The organism is Streptomyces sp. NPDC060232 (assembly GCF_042726555.1).
Lineage (GTDB): Bacteria > Actinomycetota > Actinomycetes > Streptomycetales > Streptomycetaceae > Streptomyces.
This window is the reverse complement of sequence record NZ_JBHXAG010000007.1, coordinates 134,691-153,655: the sequence shown is the minus strand read 5'-3', so window position 1 is coordinate 153,655 and position 18,965 is coordinate 134,691. Positions and strand designations below refer to the sequence as shown.

At 72.7% G+C, this 18,965-nt stretch carries 15 protein-coding genes; 9 read left to right on the top strand and 6 right to left on the bottom strand.

The window, feature by feature from the left end:
* The first annotated feature begins 191 nt into the window (after positions 1-191).
* Both ACFWFZ_RS13185 and ACFWFZ_RS13180 read left to right on the top strand, forming a co-directional pair.
* Positions 192-2,186 carry a 4-alpha-glucanotransferase gene (locus ACFWFZ_RS13185; protein WP_387121004.1) on the top strand — a complete coding sequence of 665 codons (1,995 nt, stop codon included), beginning with the start codon at positions 192-194 and terminating at the stop codon, positions 2,184-2,186.
* 20 nt (positions 2,187-2,206) lie between these two features.
* The gene (locus ACFWFZ_RS13180) at positions 2,207-2,449 is read left to right on the top strand and encodes a hypothetical protein (RefSeq protein ID WP_387121001.1); all 243 of its coding nucleotides are present in this window, start codon (positions 2,207-2,209) and stop codon (positions 2,447-2,449) included.
* A 110-nt stretch (positions 2,450-2,559) separates the two neighbouring features.
* Here ACFWFZ_RS13180 and ACFWFZ_RS13175 read toward each other — a convergent pair whose 3' ends face one another.
* Complete coding sequence (locus tag ACFWFZ_RS13175; protein WP_387120998.1) at positions 2,560-3,051, bottom strand: MarR family winged helix-turn-helix transcriptional regulator; 492 nt, start codon at positions 3,049-3,051, stop codon at positions 2,560-2,562.
* Between the two features lie 107 nt (positions 3,052-3,158).
* Between ACFWFZ_RS13175 and ACFWFZ_RS13170 the strand changes: the two genes are divergently transcribed.
* The 4 genes from ACFWFZ_RS13170 to ACFWFZ_RS13155 are packed head-to-tail and all read left to right on the top strand — an operon-like array spanning position 3,159 to position 7,325.
* On the top strand, positions 3,159-4,457 hold the full coding sequence (locus ACFWFZ_RS13170) for an MFS transporter (RefSeq protein WP_387120995.1): 1,299 nt from the start codon (positions 3,159-3,161) through the stop codon (positions 4,455-4,457).
* Between the two features lie 55 nt (positions 4,458-4,512).
* A complete protein-coding gene (locus ACFWFZ_RS13165; protein WP_387120993.1) occupies positions 4,513-5,445 on the top strand; it encodes an EamA family transporter in 933 nt (310 codons plus the stop codon).
* 40 nt (positions 5,446-5,485) lie between these two features.
* The gene (locus ACFWFZ_RS13160; protein WP_387120990.1) at positions 5,486-6,415 is read left to right on the top strand and encodes a DMT family transporter; all 930 of its coding nucleotides are present in this window, start codon (positions 5,486-5,488) and stop codon (positions 6,413-6,415) included.
* A 10-nt stretch (positions 6,416-6,425) separates the two neighbouring features.
* Entirely contained in the window at positions 6,426-7,325 is a 900-nt protein-coding gene (locus tag ACFWFZ_RS13155; protein ID WP_387120987.1) for a LysR family transcriptional regulator, read from the top strand.
* A gap of 241 nt (positions 7,326-7,566) precedes the next feature.
* Here the strand turns inward: ACFWFZ_RS13155 and pepN are convergent, their stop codons facing one another.
* On the bottom strand, positions 7,567-10,158 hold the full coding sequence (gene pepN / locus ACFWFZ_RS13150; RefSeq protein ID WP_387120984.1) for an aminopeptidase N: 2,592 nt from the start codon (positions 10,156-10,158) through the stop codon (positions 7,567-7,569).
* Positions 10,159-10,297: 139 nt separating this feature from the next.
* On the opposite strand from pepN, the gene ACFWFZ_RS13145 reads away from it, so the two are divergent.
* The gene (locus ACFWFZ_RS13145) at positions 10,298-10,798 is read left to right on the top strand and encodes a DUF1203 domain-containing protein (RefSeq protein WP_387120981.1); all 501 of its coding nucleotides are present in this window, start codon (positions 10,298-10,300) and stop codon (positions 10,796-10,798) included.
* Positions 10,799-10,856: 58 nt separating this feature from the next.
* On the opposite strand, the gene ACFWFZ_RS13140 is transcribed toward ACFWFZ_RS13145, so the two are convergent.
* The 3 genes from ACFWFZ_RS13140 to ACFWFZ_RS13130 all read right to left on the bottom strand — a co-directional run bounded on the left by ACFWFZ_RS13140 (position 10,857) and on the right by ACFWFZ_RS13130 (position 16,356).
* Positions 10,857-11,885: an aspartate-semialdehyde dehydrogenase gene (locus tag ACFWFZ_RS13140; protein WP_387120978.1), complete on the bottom strand. Its 1,029-nt coding sequence runs from the start codon at positions 11,883-11,885 to the stop codon at positions 10,857-10,859.
* Between the two features lie 313 nt (positions 11,886-12,198).
* On the bottom strand, positions 12,199-15,522 hold the full coding sequence (locus ACFWFZ_RS13135) for a S8 family serine peptidase (RefSeq protein ID WP_387120975.1): 3,324 nt from the start codon (positions 15,520-15,522) through the stop codon (positions 12,199-12,201).
* 273 nt (positions 15,523-15,795) lie between these two features.
* Positions 15,796-16,356 (bottom strand): CGNR zinc finger domain-containing protein, encoded by a 561-nt coding sequence (locus tag ACFWFZ_RS13130; RefSeq protein WP_387120972.1) that lies wholly within the window; start codon positions 16,354-16,356, stop codon positions 15,796-15,798.
* Positions 16,357-16,478: 122 nt separating this feature from the next.
* Here ACFWFZ_RS13130 and ACFWFZ_RS13125 point away from each other — a divergent pair, with 122 nt between their 5' ends.
* Both ACFWFZ_RS13125 and ACFWFZ_RS13120 read left to right on the top strand, forming a co-directional pair.
* Positions 16,479-16,937, top strand: a complete 459-nt coding sequence (locus ACFWFZ_RS13125) for a VOC family protein (RefSeq protein ID WP_387120969.1) — start codon at positions 16,479-16,481, stop codon at positions 16,935-16,937.
* Entirely contained in the window at positions 16,937-17,824 is an 888-nt protein-coding gene (locus ACFWFZ_RS13120) for a pyridoxamine 5'-phosphate oxidase family protein (protein WP_387120967.1), read from the top strand. The genes ACFWFZ_RS13125 and ACFWFZ_RS13120 overlap by 1 nt, the downstream gene beginning before the upstream one ends.
* On the opposite strand, the gene ACFWFZ_RS13115 is transcribed toward ACFWFZ_RS13120, so the two are convergent.
* Positions 17,800-18,762 carry a hypothetical protein gene (locus ACFWFZ_RS13115; RefSeq protein WP_387120964.1) on the bottom strand — a complete coding sequence of 321 codons (963 nt, stop codon included), beginning with the start codon at positions 18,760-18,762 and terminating at the stop codon, positions 17,800-17,802. The two genes, ACFWFZ_RS13120 and ACFWFZ_RS13115, sit on opposite strands and share 25 nt — an antisense overlap.
* Positions 18,763-18,965: the final 203 nt, after the last annotated feature.

Genomic DNA, 18,965 nt, shown 5'->3' with positions numbered 1-18,965 from the left:
TGAGCCCGAGCCCACCACCCGTGCGGCTGGAGTGTCAATGCGGGTGGGTGATCTGCCCCGGATGTGGCAGGAATGCGATCCCTCCGAGTGGGTATGGCTGCGGTGTTCCCCGGCGGCGTCCCGCTTTGTGCTCCACGCTTCTGACCCACCCTCACCCCCGCCTGCCCGCACGCACGAAGGAGCGCCCGTCCATGGACGACCTGGCCCGGCTCGCCGCCCTGCACGGCATCGCCACCGCCTACCAGCCCGCAGCGGACGTCACCGTCCGGATCCCCGAGGCCACCGTCAGAACCGTCCTCGGCCGGCTCGGTGTCGTCACGGACGGCGCCGAGAGCATCCGGGTGGGCGCCGAGGAGGGCGCCAGGGCGGCGGCCGCCCGGCTGCTGCCGCCGACGGTGGTGCTCTGGCAGGGGGAGCCCGTCGCGCCGCTGCCCGCCGGGCTCCCGCCGGGCAGCCGGGTCGCGGTGGTGGCGGAGGGGTCCGGCGAGGAACTCCCCTGGGGCGGCGGACTTCCCCTCGGGATCCACCGGATCACGGCCGAGGCCCCGGACGGGCGGACCGCCGAGGCCACTTTGGTCGTGGCCCCCGAACGGGCCCCGGCCGCACCCGAACGCGCCCACGGGCTGCTCGTCCAGCTCTACTCGCTGCTCTCCGAGCGCTCCTGGGGCATGGGCGACCTCGGGGACCTCGCCGAACTCGCCCGCTGGGCCGCCCGCACCCACGGCACGGACTTCATCCAGGTCAACCCGCTGCACGCGGCGCTGCCGGGGACGCCGACCGACCCCTCCCCGTACCGGCCGTCCTCGCGCCGCTTCCCCGACCCCGTCCACCTGCGGATCGAGGACGTCCCCGAGTACGCCGACTGCCCCGAGCGGGATGCCCTCGCCGAGCTGGCCTCCCGCGGCGCGGCGCTGCGTCACGAGGTGCTGGAGAAGGGCGCGCTGATCGACCGGGACGCCGTCTGGGACCTCAAGCGACAGGCGCTCGAACTGCTGTACGCCGTCCCGCGGACCGCCGAACGGGAAGCGGACTACCGCGCGTTCTGCGAGGAGGGAGGCGCCATGCTGGACCTCCACGCGGGCCGGCAGGCCTCGCGCGCCGGCGGCGGCCCCGGGGCGAGCGCCGACTTCCACCGCTGGGCGGTCTGGCTGACGGACGGCCAGCTCGTCGCGGTCCAGCGGGCCGCCCGCGAGGCCGGCATGACCGTCGGCATCGTGCACGACCTGGCCGTCGGAGTGCACCCGGGCGGTTCGGACGCCTTCGAGCCGGGCCTCTACGCCCCCCGCATGAGCGTCGGTGCCCCGCCGGACGCCTTCAACGCGCGGGGCCAGGACTGGGGTCTGCCGCCGTGGCGCCCGGACGTGCTCGCCCGCCTGCGCTACGAGCCCTTGCGGGCCCTGCTGCGCGGGGTGTTCCGCTACGCAGGCGCCCTGCGCATCGACCACGTCATGGGCCTCTTCCGGCTCTGGTGGATCCCGGAGGGGACCCCGCCCGCCGAGGGCACGTACGTCGGCTACGACGGCGAGGCCATGCTGGCGGTGCTGGTGCTGGAGGCGCACCGGGCCGGTGCCCCGGTCGTCGGCGAGGACCTGGGGACGGTGGAGCCGTACGTGCGCCGGGCGCTGGCCCGGCGCGGGGTGCTCGGCACGTCGGTGCTGTGGTTCGAGCGGGACTGGGCGGGCGACGGCGGCCCGCTCGCCCCCCGGGCCTGGAGGGCGGACTGCCTGGCCACCGTCACCACCCACGACCTGCCGCCCACGGCGGCCAAGCTCGCCGGTGCCCATGTGGAACTGCGTGACCGCCTGGGCCTGCTGACCCGTCCTGCCGAAGGGGAACGGGCCGAGGACGCCGCCGACACCGCCGAGTGGCTGGAGCTGCTGGACCGGCTGGGCCTGGACACCAAGGGCGAGGAGGCCGCCGTACAGGCCCTGTACGGCTTCCTGCTGCGCACCCCCGCGCGCCTGGTGGGCGTCTGGCTGCCGGACGCGGTGGGCGACCGGCGGCCGCAGAACCTGCCGGGCACCTGGGACCAGTACCCCAACTGGCGGCTGCCGGTCGCCGATGCCTCGGGCAGGCCCCTCACGCTGGAGGAGCTGACGGCCTCGCCCCGGGCGAACGCGCTGCTCAGCGCGGTCCGTGAGGGGGCTGGTCCCCGTACGGCACCCCCGGGCGCGCGCCGCGTTTAGGTGTTCGCTACGTTTGCACCGTGGACAAGAAGAACGCTCTGCGCGCCGGCGCCGTCACGGCCGGAACGACGCTGATGATGCTGCTGATGACGTCTCCGGCCCTCGCGCTGACCCGCGACGACGGCGACGACCCGGGTCCGGGCCTGAGCATCGGCGAGACGCTCGGCCTGTACGTGGCCCTGCCGATCGTGATTTTCCTGGTCATCGTGGGCCTCGTGATGGCCCTCGACAAGTCGGGCAAGCCGCAGAAGAAGCAGGCCTGACCCGGCCCGGCCCCTGGGGGGCCGGAGCCGCGTGACCTTCCCGGGCGCCGGGGGTCCGCACCGCCGATCCGTATCGGCCGTGCGTCGACCCCCGGCGCCTCGTCATGTCCTCAGACGCCGGCCAGCAGTTTGCGGAGCAGGCCGGTGAGCTGCGCGACCTCCTCGTCGGTCAGCCCGGTGAGCGCGGCGCGCTGAACCTCCAGGCCGGCGGTGACCGCCTCGTCGACGAGCGCGAGGCCGCGGTCGGTGATCGTCACCTGGAGCCCCCGCCGGTCGTGCGGATCGGGCCTGCGGCAGAGCAGCCCGGCCTTCTCCAGCTTGTCCAGCCGCCCGGTCATGCCGCCCGTGGTGAGCATGAGCGTGGCCGAGAGCTGGCGGGGCGAGAGCGTGTACGGGGCGCCCGAACGGCGCAGCGTGCCGACGACGTCGAACTCCCCGCGCGAGATGCCGAAGCGCTGGTAGCACTCCTCCATCGCGTCGCCCATCGCCTTGGCGATCCGGTAGATGCGCCCGAAGACGGCCATGGGGGCCGTCTCCAGCTCGGGGCGCACGGCGAACCACTGGGCGGTGATCGCGTCGACCGCGTCCTTGTCCTCACTCATGAGCGCAGTATTCCGCTCCCCGTGGATCGTCCGCAAGAAAGTTGCTTGACGATAAGTAGCTTAGCGGTAAGCTACTCGTCAGCAACCGAATCGGGGGAGAGGCCGTCATGGCAGTGTTCAGGGGCAAGGCGTCCGAAGCCGGGGAGGCGAAGGTCGCGGGGGAGCGGTCGCTGCTCCTCGGCATCGGCATCAGCGCGATCGGGATCGGCATGTACGTCCCCTTCTCGCTCGTCTTCTTCCACCACGTCACCGGCCTCTCCTTCACCCTCGTCGGCCTGGTCATGACGGCCACCGGGGTGGCCGGGCTGGCCTTCATGCCCCTGGCCGGCTCGGCCGTCGACCGGTTCGGTGCCCAGCGGGTCAACCTGGTGCTCTACGGGATCCGGGCACTCGGCTTCGCCCTCTACCCCTTCGCGGGCTCCCTGCCGGCCTTCGCGGCCGTCGCCCTCGTCACCGCGCTCGCCGACCGCTCCTTCTCCGTCGTACAGCAGTCCCTGATCGGGGAGGTGGCGCGCGGCGCCGCCCGCGACCGGCTCCAGGCGTCCACCCGGGCCCTGCAGAACGCCGGGATGGGCGCGGGCGCCCTCCTCGTCTCCGGAGTGCTCGCACTGTGGGGCACGGGCGGGTTCACCTACACCGCCTGGGCCAACTCCCTGGCCTTCGCCCTCGCCGGACTGCTCGTCAGCCGGGTCCGCCCGGCCCCGGCCGGGCCGGCCGCCCCCTCCGCCGGGCGGTCGGCCGCCGGCTACCGGATGGTCCTGCGCGACCGCCCCTTCCTGGGGCTGACCGCCGCCAACTTCCTCACCGCACTGGGCTACGCCGCCCTCTCCGTCCTCTTCCCGCTCTACCTCTCCACCTGGCTGGCGGCCCCCGACTCCCTCACCGGAGCGGCCTTCACCCTCAACACCGCCCTGTGCGCCGGGATCGGCGTACTCGTCGCCGGCCGGGTCCGCCGCTCCGGCGCCCGCCGCACCCGCTCGGCCGCCCTCGGCGCCCTGCTCTTCGCCGCCGCCTTCGCCGGCCAGATCGTCCTCGGCACACTGCGCCCCGGCCAGAGCGCCACCCTGGGCGCCCTGCTCGTCATCGTCGTCGTCTACACCCTCGGCGAGCTGGTGCACAGCCCCTCCGGCGGCGCCCTCTCGGTCTCCGCCGCCCCCGAGCCGGTCCGCGGTCGCTACCTGGCCACCTACCAGCTGTCCCACTCGCTGGCCACCGCCCTCGCCCCCTCCCTCTTCACCGCGCTGCTCGCCGTGGACGGCCGCCTGCCCTGGGCCGTCCTCACCGCCGCCGCGCTCGGCGCCGCCCTGGCGCTGCTGCGGCTGGAGCGGCACCTGCCGGCCGAGGCCGTGCACGCCGAGCCCCCGGCCCCGGCCGCCGCCCGCCGGCCGGCCACCACCGCCGCCTGAACCATCCGCCCGGTCCCGCGTCCCCCTTCCTCAGCCGCACGAGGAGCCATCCGCCATGAAGCGTCTCGCCACCGTCGCGCTGACCGCCCTCGCCCCCGTCTCCTGGGGATCGACCTACGCGGTCGCCTCCGAACTGCTGCCGCCCGACCGGCCGCTGTTCACCGGCGTCATGCGGGCCCTGCCCGCGGGACTGCTGCTGACCGCACTCGCCCGTACCCTGCCCAAGGGCGCGTGGTGGTGGAAGTCCGCCGTCCTCGGGACCCTCAACATCGGCGCCTTCTTCCCGCTCCTGTTCCTCTCGGCCTACCGGCTGCCCGGCGGGGTCGCGGCCGTACTCGGCTCCGCCGGCCCCCTGTTCGTCGTGGGGCTGGCCGCCCTCGTCCTCGGGGAGCGCGCGAGTCTGCGTACCGTGCTGGCCGCCGTCGTGGGGGCGTTCGGCGTGAGCATGGTCGTCCTCAGGGCCGAGGCGGCACTCGACCTGGTCGGTGTCGTCGCGGGTGTGGTCTCCTCCGCCTCCATGGCCGCGGGCACCGTGATGACCAAGCGCTGGGGCCGGCCCGAGGGCGTCGGACCGCTGGCCATGACCGGCTGGCAGCTCACCGCCGGCGGCCTCGTCATCATCCCGGTGGCCGCCCTCGTCGAGGGCGCACCGCCCGCCCTCGACGGCAAGGCCCTCCTCGGCTACGGCTACATGATGCTGATCAACACCGGCATCGCCTACTGGCTCTGGTTCCGCGGCATCGGGCAGCTCGGCGCGACGTCGGTCACCCTCCTCGGACCGCTCTCCCCGCTCACCGCGGCCGCCATCGGCTGGGCGGCCCTCGGCCAGGCGCTCACCCCGGTACAGCTCGTCGGCATGGCGATCGCCTTCGGAGCCACCGTCGCCGGACAGCTGGCGGCCGCCCGCACCCCACAACCTTTCAGTTCTTCTGAAAAGAATGATCGAGACATTTCGATGGACCTGACCGATCAGCGGGTGCGACGGTAGGTCCCTCGACATCGGACCGACCCCGAGGGGAAGACACACAGTGGCCGTCACGGACCGCGCCCGCGCCGTTTCGCACGCCGAGCCCGGCAGCACCGGCAAGAAGGGTGCCGCCGGGTTCGGCGTGCTGCTCGCCCTGCTCGCGACGGTCGTCTGGTCCGGCAGCTTCGTCGCCACCCGGGGCATGGCCGAGACCGTCCCGCCCGTCCAGGCGGTCTTCTGGCGCTGGATCATCGCCCTGCTCGCCGTCGCCCCCCTCGCCGCCCGCCAGGCCTGGCAGCAGCGGGCCCTGATCCGGCGCCACCTGGGCTTCATCGCCCTCGCCTCGCTGTTCGGCGTCGCCCTCTACAACACGCTCGTGCACCAGGCAGGACTGACCACCTCCGCCTCCAACATGGGCATGATCATGGCCGCCTCGCCCGTCATCATGGCGCTGTACGCCCGCCTCGGCGGGGAACGCCTGGGCGCCCGCCGCACCATCGGCCTGCTCCTCGCCGCCTTCGGCGTGCTGGTGCTCGTCGGGGACGGCTCGATCGGCTTCGCCTTCGGCGCCGGCGACCTGTGGATGTTCGCCGCCGCCCTCTCCTTCGCCACGTACAGCGCCCTGCTCAAGCGCAAGCCCGCCGAACTCGGCGGACTCGCCTTCCTGATCACCACCTTCGTACTCGGCGCGCTGATGCTGGCCCCGGCCTACGCCCTCTCCCTCCACCTCCAAGGCGGCTTCGTGGTGAGGGCCGGCACGGTCGGACCGCTGCTGTACGTCGGGGTGTTCTCCTCGGCCGTCGCCTTCTTCGCCTGGAACAAGGCCGTCTCCACGATCGGCGCGGCCCGCGCGGGAGTCGTCTACTACCTCCAGCCGGTGTGCGTCGCGGGCCTCGGCCTGCTGCTGCTGGGCGAGCCGACCGGACCGGCGCAGCTGCTCTGCATGGCGCTGATCCTCGGCGGAGTCGGGCTGGGAAGTGCCCGCCGGTAGGTTCGGGCCCATGACCGAGTGGGACATCAAGAAGCTGCGGATCCTGCGGACCCTCGCCGAACAGGGGACCGTGACCCGGGCGGCCGAGGCGCTGCACATGACACCCTCGGCCGTCTCGCAGCAGCTGACGAACCTCGCCCGGCAGCTGGGGGTGGCGCTGCTGGAGGCCCAGGGCCGCAGGGTCCGCCTCACCGACGCCGCCCACCTCGTACTGCGGCACGCGGAGGCGGTGTTCGCGCAGCTGGAGCGGGCCGACGCGGAACTGGCGGGATACCTGTCCGGCGACGCGGGGGAGGTGCGCGTCGGCGCGTTCTCCACCGCCGTGCCCGCGCTGGTGGTCCCGGCGGTGGCGCAGCTGCGCACGGCCCACCCGGGGGTGGAGGTCCGGGTCCGGGAGACCGAGGCCGCGGAAGCGTACGAACTGCTGTCGGCCGGGGGCGTCGACCTGGCGCTGTCCCTGGCCGCCCACGCCCCGAGCGCGCGGGACGGGCGCTTCACCCGCGTCACGCTGATGGAGGACCCGCTGGACGTGGCCCTCCCGCCGGGGCACCCCCTGCGCGACGCGGAGGACCTGCGGCTGGCCGACCTGTCCGGGGACCCGTGGATCTACGGCGGCAGCGGCCCGTGGTCGGAGATCGCCCGGGGCGCGTGCGAGGCAGCGGGCTTTGTCCCCGAACAGGCCCACTCGGCGTCGGGCTGGACGGCCATCCTGGCCATGGTCGAGGCGGGGATGGGCGTCGCCCTGGTCCCGCGGATGGTGTCGAGCCGGGCATCGGGCGTGGCCGTACGGGTGCTCTCGCGGGACCGGCCGACGCGGCACGTGATCGCGGCGGTCCGCCGCGGCGCCGAGTCCGCTCCCGCGGTGGCGCACGTCCTCACGGCCCTGCGGACCGTCGCCGCCAGGCCCTGACGGGGGCTGGGGGACGCCGCTGCGCGGAGCCGTCTCCCCGCCCCGCCCTTTCGCCGTTTCCCGGGGCGCCGCCCCGGACCCCGCGCCTCAAACGCCGGCGAGGCTGGACTTTCCAGCCCGTCCGGCGTTTGAGGACCGGGTCCGGGCGGAGCCCGGTACATCGAGCCCCGCCGGCGATCGAGGCGCCGCACCCGCGGGGAAGGCCGTCGCCCCCGCGGGTGCGGGCAGAGCCCGGAGGCCCTCAGACCCGAGCGGCAGCGGCAGCGGCGTCGGCGGCCTGGGCCTTCAGCGCGCGTTCCACACCCGCGCGGGACTCCGAGACCAGCCGCCGCAGCGCGGCGCTCGGCTCGGCCGAGGCCAGCCAGGCGTCCGTCGCGTCCAGGGTCTCCCGCGAGACCTGGAGGGCCGGGTACAGGCCCACCGCGATCTGCTGGGCGATCTCGTGGCTGCGGGTCTCCCAGACCTCCTTGACCGCCGCGAAGTACTTCGCGGTGTACGGGGCCAGCAGCTCGCGCTGGTCGGTCTGGACGAAGCCGCCGATCACCGCCTCCTGCACCGCGTTCGGCAGGTCGCCGGACTCCACCACCGAGGCCCAGGCCGCGGCCTTGGCCTCAGCCGTCGGGCGGGCCGCCCGCGCCGTCGCCGCGTGCCGCTCGCCCGCCGCCGTCGCGTCCCGCTCCAGCTCCGCCGCGATGGCCGGCTCGTCGGCGACGCCCGTCGCGGCGAGCCGCTCCAGGAACGCCCACCGCAGCTCGGTGTCGACGGCCAGGCCCTCGACGACGGCCGAGCCGTCCAGCAGCGCCGACAGGTAGGCCAGCTGCTCCTCGGTGCGGGCGGTCGCCGCGAAGGCCCGTGCCCACGCCAGCTGGTGGTCGCCGGCCGGCTCCGCCGCGCGCAGGTGCTCCAGGGTGGCCGCGGTCCAGGCCGCCAGGCCCTCCTCGCGCCACGCCGGGTCCGCGTACAGGTCGATGGCCAGCTTCACCTGCCGGTGCAGCGACTGCACGACGCCGATGTCGGACTCCTTGCCGATGCCCGAGAGCACCAGCGAGAGGTAGTCGCGGGTGGCGAGCTCCCCGTCGCGGGTCATGTCCCAGGCCGAGGCCCAGCACAGGGCGCGCGGCAGGGACTGGGTGAAGTCGCCGATGTGCGCGGTGACGACGGCCAGGGACTCCTCGTCCAGGCGGACCTTCGCGTAGGAGAGGTCGTCGTCGTTCAGCAGGAAGACCGCCGGACGGGTGCGGCCGACCAGCTCCGGCACCGTGGTCAGCGCGCCGTCGATGTCCAGCTCGATCCGGTCGGTGCGCACGAGGGCGCCGTCCTGGAGCTCGTACAGGCCCACCGCGATGCGGTGCGGGCGCAGGGTGGACTCGCCCTTGGCGCCCGCGGGCAGCGCGGGCGCTTCCTGGCGGATGCCGAAGGCGGTGATCACGCCGTTCGCGTCGGTGGTGACCTCGGGGCGCAGGACGTTGATGCCGGCCGTCTCCAGCCACGCCTTCGACCAGGCGGCCAGGTCGCGGCCGGAGGTCTCCTCCAGGGCGCCCAGCAGGTCCGACAGGCGCGTGTTGCCGAAGGCGTGCGCCTTGAAGTACGCCTGCACGCCCTTGAAGAAGGCGTCCATGCCGACGTAGGCGACGAGCTGCTTGAGCACCGAGGCGCCCTTGGCGTACGTGATGCCGTCGAAGTTGACCATGACGTCGTCGAGGTCGCGGATGTCCGCCATGATCGGGTGCGTGGACGGCAGCTGGTCCTGCCGGTACGCCCACGTCTTCATGGAGTTGGCGAAGGTGGTCCACGCGTGCGGCCACTTCGAGCCCTCCGCGTACGCCTGGCACGCGATGGACGTGTAGGTGGCGAACGACTCGTTCAGCCACAGGTCGTTCCACCACTCCATGGTGACGAGGTCGCCGAACCACATGTGGGCGAGCTCGTGGAGGATGGTCTCCGCGCGCACCTCGTACGCCGCGTCCGTCACCTTCGAGCGGAAGACGTACTGGTCGCGGATGGTGACCGCGCCCGCGTTCTCCATCGCGCCCGCGTTGAACTCCGGTACGAAGAGCTGGTCGTACTTGGCGAAGGGGTAGTCGTAGGCGAACTTCTCCTGGAACCAGTCGAAGCCCTGCCGGGTCACGTCGAAGATCGCGTCCGCGTCGAGGAACTCGGCGAGCGAGGGCCGGCAGTAGATGCCGAGCGGCACGCTCTGCCCGTTCGGGCCCTCGTAGGAGCTGTGCACCGCGTGGTACGGGCCGACGATGAGAGCCGTGATGTACGAGGAGATGCGCGGGGTCGGCTCGAAGCGCCAGACGTTGTCCTTGACGTCCGCGGCCTCGGGTGTCGGCGAGTTCGAGATGACCGTCCAGCCCTCGGGGGCCGTCACGGTGAACTGGAACGTGGCCTTCAGGTCGGGCTGCTCGAAGCTGGCGAAGACCCGCCGCGCATCCGGCACCTCGAACTGGGTGTAGAGATAGGCCTGCTGGTCGACGGGGTCGACGAAGCGGTGGAGGCCCTCACCGGTGTTGGTGTACGCGCAGTCCGCGACGACCCGCAGCTCGTTGGCTCCGGCCGCGAGGTGCGCCAGGGCGATCCGCGAGTCGCGGAAGACGGCCGCGACGTCGAGCGACTTGCCGTTGAGGACGACCTCGTGCACCGCGGGGGCGACCAGGTCGATGAAGGTCTCCGCCCCGGCCTCGGCCGACTGGAAGCGCACGGTGGTCACGGACGGGTAGGTCCCGCCCTCCTGCGCACCGCTGAGATCGAGTTCGATCTCGTACGAGTCGACGGTGAGCAGCTTCGCACGCTGCTGAGCCTCTTCACGGGTGAGAATCGTGCCTGGCACGCGGTCATCTCCTTTGATGGTGACGTTGCCCCGACATCCTTCCACGGGGGACGGGTCACCGCCCCGGAGTAATCCACGGGCGAACGCGAGGTCGCAAACCTGCCGGACAGGCAAGCCCCGCCCCGGCACGCTGATGGGCATGACCAGCAGATACCGGGCGAGGCCCATCGAGGAGGCGGTGCTTGAGGAGCTCCGCGTGCGCGACGACGCGGGACGGGGCCCCGTCCCGTACACCGACGGGGAGGGCGGGGCACCGCTGCGGTGCTGCCTGCGCACCAGTACGGCGGGGGAGCGGATCGCGCTCGTCTCGTACGCGCCGCTGCGCCGCTGGGCGGCGTGGACCGGAGCCGATCCGGGCGCCTACGACGAGCAGGGGCCCGTCTTCGTCCACGCCGAGGCGTGCGGGGGGCCCGCGGAGGGCGGCGGGTACCCGTTCGCCCGGGCCGGGGTGCAGCGCACCGCCCGACGCTACGACGCCCGCGGGCACATCCTCGGCGGGCGGGTCCTGGACCTCGGGGAGGATCCCGACGGGGTGATCGACGGGGCCCTGGCCGAGGCCTTCGCCGATCCCGGGGTGGCCCTCGTACACCTGCGTTTCGCCGAGTTCGGCTGCTTCCAGTTCGAGGTGCGCCGGCCCTGACACGGAGGGAGGGCGGGCGCCGTGCGGCGCCCGCCCTCCCCTCGTGCCTGCGGCGGGGTCAGCCGCGCAGCTCGTCGGCCACGAGCTCCGCGATCTGGACCGCGTTCAGCGCGGCGCCCTTGCGGAGGTTGTCGTTCGACACGAACAGCGCGAGGCCGTTCTCCACCGTCTCGTCCACGCGGATGCGACCCACGTACGAGGCGTCCTTGCCGGCGGCCTGGAGGGGGGTCGGGATCTCGGACAGCTCCACGCCCGCGGCGTCCTTCAGCAGCTCGTAGGCGCGCTCGACGCTGATCGGGCGGTCGAAGCGGGCGTTGATCTGGAGGGAGTGGCCGGAGAAGACCGGCACGCGCACGCAGGTGCCCGACACCTTGAGCTCCGGGAGCTCCAGGATCTTGCGGGACTCGTTGCGGAGCTTCTGCTCCTCGTCGGTCTCGAAGGAGCCGTCGTCGACGATCGAGCCCGCGAGCGGGAGCACGTTGAAGGCGATCGGGCGCTTGTAGACGCCCGGCTCGGGGAAGTCGACGGCGCCGCCGTCGTGGACCAGCCCGGTCGCGCCCTCGGAGACGGCCTTGACCTGGCCGTCGAGCTCGGCGACACCGGCCAGGCCCGAGCCGGAGACGGCCTGGTAGGTGGTGGCGATCAGCGCGGACAGGCCGGCCTCGTCGTGCAGCGGGCGCAGCACCGGCATGGCCGCCATGGTGGTGCAGTTCGGGTTCGCGATGATGCCCTTGGGCCGGTTCCTGATCGCGTGCGGGTTGACCTCGGAGACGACGAGGGGGACCTCGGGGTCCTTGCGCCAGGCGGAGGAGTTGTCGATGACGACGGCGCCCTGCGAGGCGACCTTCTCGGCCAGGGCCTTGGAGGTGGCACCGCCCGCCGAGAAGAGCACGATGTCCAGGCCGGAGTAGTCGGCCGTGGAGGCGTCCTCGATGGTGATCTCGCGGCCCTCCCACTCGATCGTCGAGCCGGCGGACCGGGACGAGGCGAACAGGCGCAGCTCGTCCACCGGGAACTTGCGCTCGGCGAGGATGCTGCGCATGACTGCGCCGACCTGACCGGTGGCTCCGACGATTCCGACCCTCACGTTGACTCCTCTTGATCCATGTGTCGCGGGCGCGCGTGAGGCCATCATGCGTTCGACCCCACGAGCCTTGTCCAATCCATTGTCCGAGGACCGGACGGTGTTCTGAATGTGAACACCTGTGACGCGTGCGTAGTGGCCTTGTTTCACGGCCTCCGGGCGACCGTTTTGCCTGGTCGGGGCCGGTTAACATCCGGTCTGTCGCGTCCGCTATCCGGACATGATCGACCGAAGGCCGAAAAGCCACTCCGGGGAACGGCCCGAGGGGGCGGTGCTCGTCAGAGCGCCGCCCCCTCGGGTTTCCCTGCGGAAGGTGCTACGGGAGGACCTTCTCGATCTGGACGCTGCCGGTGCCGGCGGCGGTGCCGCGGGCGTTGAGCAGCTCGACCTGGCCGAAGAACTGACGGCCCTCGGGGGCCGCGCCGGTGACCAGGACGTTCGCCGAGACCTGCGCGGTGGCGCCGGTGGCGAGGTTCACCGCGGCGGCCTCGTCGACCTGGACGGAGCCCAGGGCGGCCGAGAAGAACACGTCGCGGTAGTCGTACGTGGTCGAACCGGACGGGATCGCGTAGCCGATCACCTTGACGGTGTAGGTGCCCGCGGCCGGGTTGACCAGGCTCACGGCCTCCTCGGAGTCGCCGTCGGCGGCGGAGCCCACCTTGACGCCGTCCTTGTAGACCTCCAGGTCCAGGTCGGCGGCGGTGTCGGACACCTTGCCGATGGCGACGTCGAGGCGCGAGGTGCCCGCGGGCACCGCGATCTCGGTGGTGTGGGTCTCACCGTTCGCGAGGGTCGGCTTGGCGACCTTCGCGGAACCGAGCGGGCCGCCCTTGAGCTTGCCGCCGGTGATGGCCGCGCCGGCGTTCTTGACGCTCCACTGGACCGCGGCCGGGGTGCCCTGCTTCACCTCGGGCAGGACCTTGACCGCGGGGTCGAAGGCCGCGCCGAGCACGGAGACGTCCAGCTTGAACGGGTTGTCCAGGACCGGCGAGGTACGACGGGCCTCGACCTCGATCTCCCAGACGCCCGGCGTCGGCTCGGGGTACGAGCGCACGTCGGGGCGGCAGGTGTTCGCCGGGTTGTCGTAGTTCGGGTAGCAGTTGACGGTGGACGTCGGGTCCACCGGCACGCCGTACGGGTGGATCGCGATGAAGCGCGTCTGGGCACCCGCCGCGAGACCGCCCAGGGCGACCTCCAGGCTCTTGGCGCCCGGCGGCACGGTCACGAAGTACGACGTGTGCGAGTTGCGCTGCACGGTGGAGGACTGCGACAGGGAGAACGCCGGCGCGGCCAGGGGGGCGGAAGCCACGACGGTCGTCAGGATCTGCTTGTCGATGCCCTCGGTGGTCTCGTCGTCCAGCTGCAGGATGCCGCTGTGGACGCCGGCCGTCTTGGCCTTGGCCTCGACCTTGATGGTGACGGGCTTGTTCAGCGGCAGGGTGACGTAGTCGTAGCCGCCGACGACCTTGAAGGTGCCGTCGTTGTTGCGCCAGCTCAGGTCGTGCCGGGTGCCGTACTTGACGCCCGTGGTGCGGGTGACGACGACGTTGTAGACCTTCTTCTGGCCGACCTTGAGGCCGCCCTCGCGGTCGTACAGGCCGGTGCCGAAGCCCGGGGTCTTCAGGAACTGGTCGATCGCGGTGTCGACCGGCGCCTTGACGGTGAACTCGTTGGCCTTGGCGTCGCGCTGGATGGACTCCCACGCGCCGTTCACGTCGATCAGACCCGAACCCTGCGCGTGCGCCGGGACGTTGTCGATCTTCTTCGCGGAGCTGGTGAGCGCGACCCGCAGGGAGGCCGGGGTCAGCTTGATGCCCTGCTGCTTCGCGGCCGAGATCAGCAGCGCGCTGGCGCCCGCGGCCTGCGGCGAGGCCATCGAGGTGCCCTGGAGCATGCCGTAACCGGCCGGCAGGGTGTAGCCCGCCTCCTTCACCGGCGCGCCGGGCAGCCAGGTCTGGATGGTGTTGACGGCCGCGCCGGGGGCGCTGATGGTCGGCGTGAAGCCGCCGTCCTCACGCGGACCGCGCGAGGAGAAGGGGAACATGTTGTACTTCGTGCTCACGCCGGAGCCGTAGTTGGCGGCCCACGTCTCCTTGGAGACCGAGGCGCCCACGGAGATGACCTTGTCCGCGAGGGCCGGGTCGCCGATGGTGTTCACACCCGGGCCGGAGTTGCCGGCCGAGATGACCAGCTGGACACCGTAGGTGTCGACGAGGTTGCGGTAGAGCTCGGCGCGCGCGTTGTTGCCGTCGTTCAGCGCCGGCAGGCCGCCGATGGACATGTTGACGATGTCCACACCGCGGTTGACGACGAGGTCGATCATGCCCTCGGTCAGCGCGACGTTGGTGCAGCCGCCGGACCAGGAGCAGGCGCGTGAGGAGACGAGCTTCGCGCCGGGCGCCTCGCCGTTCATCTTGCCGCCGAAGAGGCTGTTTGCGGCGGTGATGCCGGCGACGTGCGTGCCGTGCTCGGACTCGATGATGCCGATGTTGACGAAGTCGGCCTTCTTGCCGACCCAGTCCCCGCCCAGCGGGTCCATCGGGACGTCCTTGCGGATCTCGATCACGAACGGAATCCGCTCGGCGACCTCGGTCGCCGGGTTGTCCGTGCCGAAGTAGCCGATCTGGTAGCCGTCCTTGTACGGCTTCATCGGCTCGTTGTTCGTGAAGTCGCCGTCCTGGTCGGTGTCGACGCGGACGGTGCCGGCGGCGGCGTCGTAGAGCATGCCGAACCGGTCGGTGGTGTCCCCGTCGCGGTTGACGTCGCCCTTCATGTCACCGTTGGCGGTGATCGACTCGCTGAACCGGCTCCACTGGAAGCTGCCCTCGGGTGCCTTCCAGCTCTGGCCGCCCGCGGTGAAGGCGCCGCCCGCTGAGGTGACCGGGGTGATCTGCGCACGCCAGGTGCCGTCGTTGTCGGTGATCGGGTCGGTGGCGGTCACCCAGTCGACGATCTTGCGCTCGCCGGTGGTGGTCTTCTGCAGGGCCGGGTGGCCGAGGTCGACACCCGAGTCCATGATGCCGATGGTCACGCCGCGGCCGTCGGCCTGCGGGTTGTCCGCGACGAAGTCGACCGCGCCGGTCTCGAAGGACGGGTTGTACGGGTTCTTCGCCGGGGTGTCCTTGCCCGGCGCGGCGTACGTCTCGGCCGCGGTCTTCTTGACCGTGCCGGCCTCCCGGCCGGCGTCGGGGCGCGGGTCCGGCAGCTGGATCTCGTGACGCAGGTCGATGCCGTGCACCGAGGACAGCTTGGCAGCCGCCTTCAGCGCGGCCTCCGCCTGGCCGGTCGGCAGGGTGGCGCGCACGTAACCGAGGTTGTCGTACGTCCGGCCGACCGAGGCGCCCTGTACGGCGTCGAGCTGGTCGGCGACCTGCTTGGTCTGGCCGGGTGTGGTCGCGACCATGACCGTGACGTTCGCGTCACCCTTGGCCTTGGCCTCCTGCAGGAGTTCGACGTCGGCCGAACCGAGCTTCTGGTCGGCGGACTTGACCGCGGGCGAGGTGCCCGGGGTGTCCGCGCCGGTCGCCGCGAACACAGGCGCGGCGCCGGTCGCCGCGAGGGCGGCGACCAGGCCGGCCGCGGCCGCGACGCGCGCGACGCGTCTGGCCCCGGGTATGGAACTGGGGGATTCGAGGGTCATCAGCATCCCTGGTAAGTGAAAGATACGGTCCGGATTTCGGTGCCGGATGACCGGTCAGCTTTCCTCAAGCGACAGGTCTTTGGGGAGGGATGTCATCGACCGAGACCTGCGGTGGCGGAGACCCGCCACCGCGTGACGTCCGCCAGTGGGGCCGTATCCGGGCGCACTGGTGCGAACCATCGGGGCCGAGGAGTTGATTTATCGACTTGACGGCCTCAAGTCGGTTCCGGAGCCGGGGCGTTCGCCGGTACGGGTGTGACAGATTCCGAGCGGTCAGCGCTCGCGCGTGCGCGCGTAGTGGCGCGAGGCCTTCGCCCGGTTTCCGCAGGCGGACATCGAGCACCAGCGCCGCGTGCCGTTGCGCGAGGTGTCGTGGAAGTGCAGGACGCAGGTCTCGGAGGCGCACTTGCGGATCCGCTCGGGCGCGGAGCTCAGCAGTTCCAGGTAGTTCCGGGCGGCCGTCCAGGCCGGCCCCCAGGTGGGGTCGTCGAACTCGGCGCGCTCGCCCGGCCCTTCCGCGGTCAGGGTGGCGCGGATGCGGCCGTGCTCCAGTACGGCGTCGACCAGGGCGCGAGCACCCTCGTCGGCCGGGTCCGCCACCGCGCGGGCCAGCGCCTCACGCGCGGTCAGCAGATGGACGAGGGTCGAGGCGTCGGCCCGGAAGCGGTCGGCCAGACCGGCGGACTCCAGCCAGACCGCGAGTCCTTCGACGCGGCTCAGTCCGAAGGCCCCGGCGAAGAGGTCGACGGGCTCCCCCTCCCGCGTCCAGCGGGTGTTCAGCAGGTCGAGGGCGATCGGCTCCCCGGTCAGGGGCCGTGCGTCCGCCGTCGTCATGTCCGTCTCCTCGCTCGCTAACCCCTCAAGAGTACGTGAGCGGTTGACGTCGACCGCTCTAACCCTTAATTTGTGTTTAGAAGGTTAGAACCCGTTGAACGGCCTCTGGGGAAGGACCCGTCATGACCACCGTCATCAGCAAGCTCCGCACCGGGCACGTCGGCCTGAACGTCACCGACCTGGAGGGCTCGCTCGCCTTCTACCGGGACGCCCTCGACTTCCAGGTGCTCGCCGAGGGCAAGGAGGAAGGCCGTCGCTTCGCCCTCCTCGGCCAGGACGGCGAGCTCGTCCTCGCGCTCTGGCAGCAGGCGGACGGCGCCTACGCCCCCGCCGCGGCAGGACTGCACCACCTGGCGTTCTCGGCCGGCGCTGTCGAGGAGGTGCGCGCGTACGAGGAGCGGCTGCGCGGCCTGGGCGTCGCGTTCGCCTACGAGGGCGTCGTCGCACACGGCGAGGGCGCGGCATCCGGCGGGATCTTCTTCCACGACCCCGACGGCACCCGCCTGGAGATCTCCGTACCGACCGGCGCCGAGGATGAGCCCGCCCCCATCGCGGGGGCGCCGACCTGCGGGTTCTTCTAATGGGCGGCATCTACCACTGGGGGTCGCTGGCGGTGCAGGAGCGGGTGGGCGTGCGCGGGCCGGCCGAGCACGTCGGCCGCTCGATCGGTACGGGCATCCGCGACGTCGCCGCGGCCTTCCTGGAACTCCAGCCGCACCTGGTCGTCGGGGCCGCCGACGGCGCCGGCCGGATGTGGGCCTCCTTGCTCACCGGCCCGCCCGGCTTCGTACGGGCCACCGGCCCGCACCGGATCGCCGTGGCGGGAGGGGTGCCGGCCGGAGACCCCCTTGCGGAGGCGCTGGCCACGGACGGGGCGCGGGTCGGGACCATCGCGCTGGACCCGCGCACCCGGCGCCGGATGCGGCTGAACGGAACCCTCGCGCCGACACCGCGGGGCTTCGCCGTCGAGGCCGAGCAGGTCTTCGCCAACTGCCCCAAGTACCTGCAGAAGCGCCGGCCGCTGGAACGGGTCGCGGAGGGGGTCGGCGTCGTGGGCCGCGGGGACGCGCTGACCCCCGGCCAGGTGCGTGCCGTCCGGCGCGCCGACACCTTCTTCGTCGCCACCACGGCGGAGGCGGACGGGGCCGACGCCAGTCACCGCGGCGGCCTGCCGGGATTCGTGGAGGTGCTCTCCCCGGTCGAGCTGGCCTGGCCGGACTACGCCGGGAACGCGATGTTCCTGACCCTGGGGAACCTGACGGCCGACCCGCGGGCCGGACTGCTCTTCCCGGACTGGGAGAGCGGGTCCGTCCTCCAGCTCAGCGGCCGGGCCCGGACGGAGTTCGCGGCCGACGGCGGCCGCCGCACCCGCTTCCGGGTGGAGTCGGTGGTGGAGGGTGTGCATCCGGGGCGGCTGCTGTGGAGTACCCCGGAGTACTCGCCTCACCTGGGGAGCACCACCAGGTAGGCGGCGGGCTCGCGGCCGTCGGCCGCCGTCAGGGCGGTCCGGATGACCGCGGCCTGCTGCTCGGGCCAGTCGCGCAGCTTGCGCGGGGTGATGTGGACGACGGTCACCCCGAGCCGCTCCAGGGTCTCCCGCTTGCGCACGCACTCGGACCACTCCTCGTCCTCCCCCTGGCGCGGGGCGCGGGTGTCGATCTCCAGCGCCACGGAGTGCTCCGGCCAGTACGCGTCGACCCCGCCGAGGTGCGGGCCGCCGGGGATCCGCAGGTCCACGTTCCAGACGGGGGCGGGCAGCTCGTAGCCGCGTACGAGGTGGTACAGCCGGTCCTCGGCCATGGCCCGGCCCTCCGCGAGGAGGGACTCGACGGCGTCCACCACGTGCGGCCGACCCAGCAGCCGGGCCACCGTCAGCTCCCGTACGATCGCCGCCGGTTCGCAGTGCCCGCTGCGGACGGCCTCGCTCAGCAGCCGGCGGACGGTGCCGGCGTCGGAGAGCTGCGCGACGGCGTCGCCCACGGCCCGCGCGACGGGCGCCACGGGCAGCCCCGTGACCTCCTGGGGCCGGGGCGCGGTGCGTGCGCGGATGATCCGCACGTCGCCGGTGGACCGCAGCCGCCGGGTGCCCGGCACCAGCACGTCGATGTGCGACAGGGCGAGCAGTGGCGGCGCGGAGGCGAAGCGGTACAGGGCCAGCGCCGCCGACCCGGTGATCATGGCCTCGCCCCCGCCGCGCCGTCCCGCGTACAGCAGCGCGGCGTGCAGCCGCTCCTCGCTGGTCGCCGGCCCGGAGTGGAGCAGGAACACGCCGGGCAGGATCTGCCGCCACGGCCGCTCGGCGGCCTCGGAGGCGCTCACGCCGTGCTCGCGCAGCTGCGCGAGGGTCAGCACGCGGGGACGGTTGCCGGTGAGGTGGGCGAGGGGGAGGGGTGCGTTGTGGTTCATGACGCGGTGATTCCCTGAGGCCATGGCCCTGCTAACCCCTGTTACGCGCCTGTCGAGAAATACGGACAAGCTGGGGCTAAAGTACGAGCGTTCGACTGCCGATAGCCTGCGGCGCCGCAGGCCCCGCACCGGGGGGGCTCCGCCCCGGACCCCGTGCCTCGGACTCCGGCGTCCGAGGACCAGGCCGGGGCAGAGCCCGGTTC

Excerpts from the sequence above, each read along its gene's own strand:
- ACFWFZ_RS13185 (WP_387121004.1), top strand. The coding sequence starts at position 192 with ATGGACGACCTGGCCCGGCTCGCCGCCCTGCACGGCATCGCCACCGCC.
- ACFWFZ_RS13175 (WP_387120998.1), bottom strand. The coding sequence starts at position 3,051 with ATGAGTGAGGACAAGGACGCGGTCGACGCGATCACCGCCCAGTGGTTC.
- ACFWFZ_RS13170 (WP_387120995.1), top strand. The coding sequence starts at position 3,159 with ATGGCAGTGTTCAGGGGCAAGGCGTCCGAAGCCGGGGAGGCGAAGGTC.
- ACFWFZ_RS13165 (WP_387120993.1), top strand. The coding sequence starts at position 4,513 with ATGAAGCGTCTCGCCACCGTCGCGCTGACCGCCCTCGCCCCCGTCTCC.
- ACFWFZ_RS13155 (WP_387120987.1), top strand. The coding sequence starts at position 6,426 with ATGACCGAGTGGGACATCAAGAAGCTGCGGATCCTGCGGACCCTCGCC.
- ACFWFZ_RS13145 (WP_387120981.1), top strand. The coding sequence starts at position 10,298 with ATGACCAGCAGATACCGGGCGAGGCCCATCGAGGAGGCGGTGCTTGAG.
- ACFWFZ_RS13135 (WP_387120975.1), bottom strand. The coding sequence starts at position 15,522 with ATGACCCTCGAATCCCCCAGTTCCATACCCGGGGCCAGACGCGTCGCG.
- ACFWFZ_RS13130 (WP_387120972.1), bottom strand. The coding sequence starts at position 16,356 with ATGACGACGGCGGACGCACGGCCCCTGACCGGGGAGCCGATCGCCCTC.
- ACFWFZ_RS13125 (WP_387120969.1), top strand. The coding sequence starts at position 16,479 with ATGACCACCGTCATCAGCAAGCTCCGCACCGGGCACGTCGGCCTGAAC.
- ACFWFZ_RS13120 (WP_387120967.1), top strand. The coding sequence starts at position 16,937 with ATGGGCGGCATCTACCACTGGGGGTCGCTGGCGGTGCAGGAGCGGGTG.
- ACFWFZ_RS13115 (WP_387120964.1), bottom strand. The coding sequence starts at position 18,762 with ATGAACCACAACGCACCCCTCCCCCTCGCCCACCTCACCGGCAACCGT.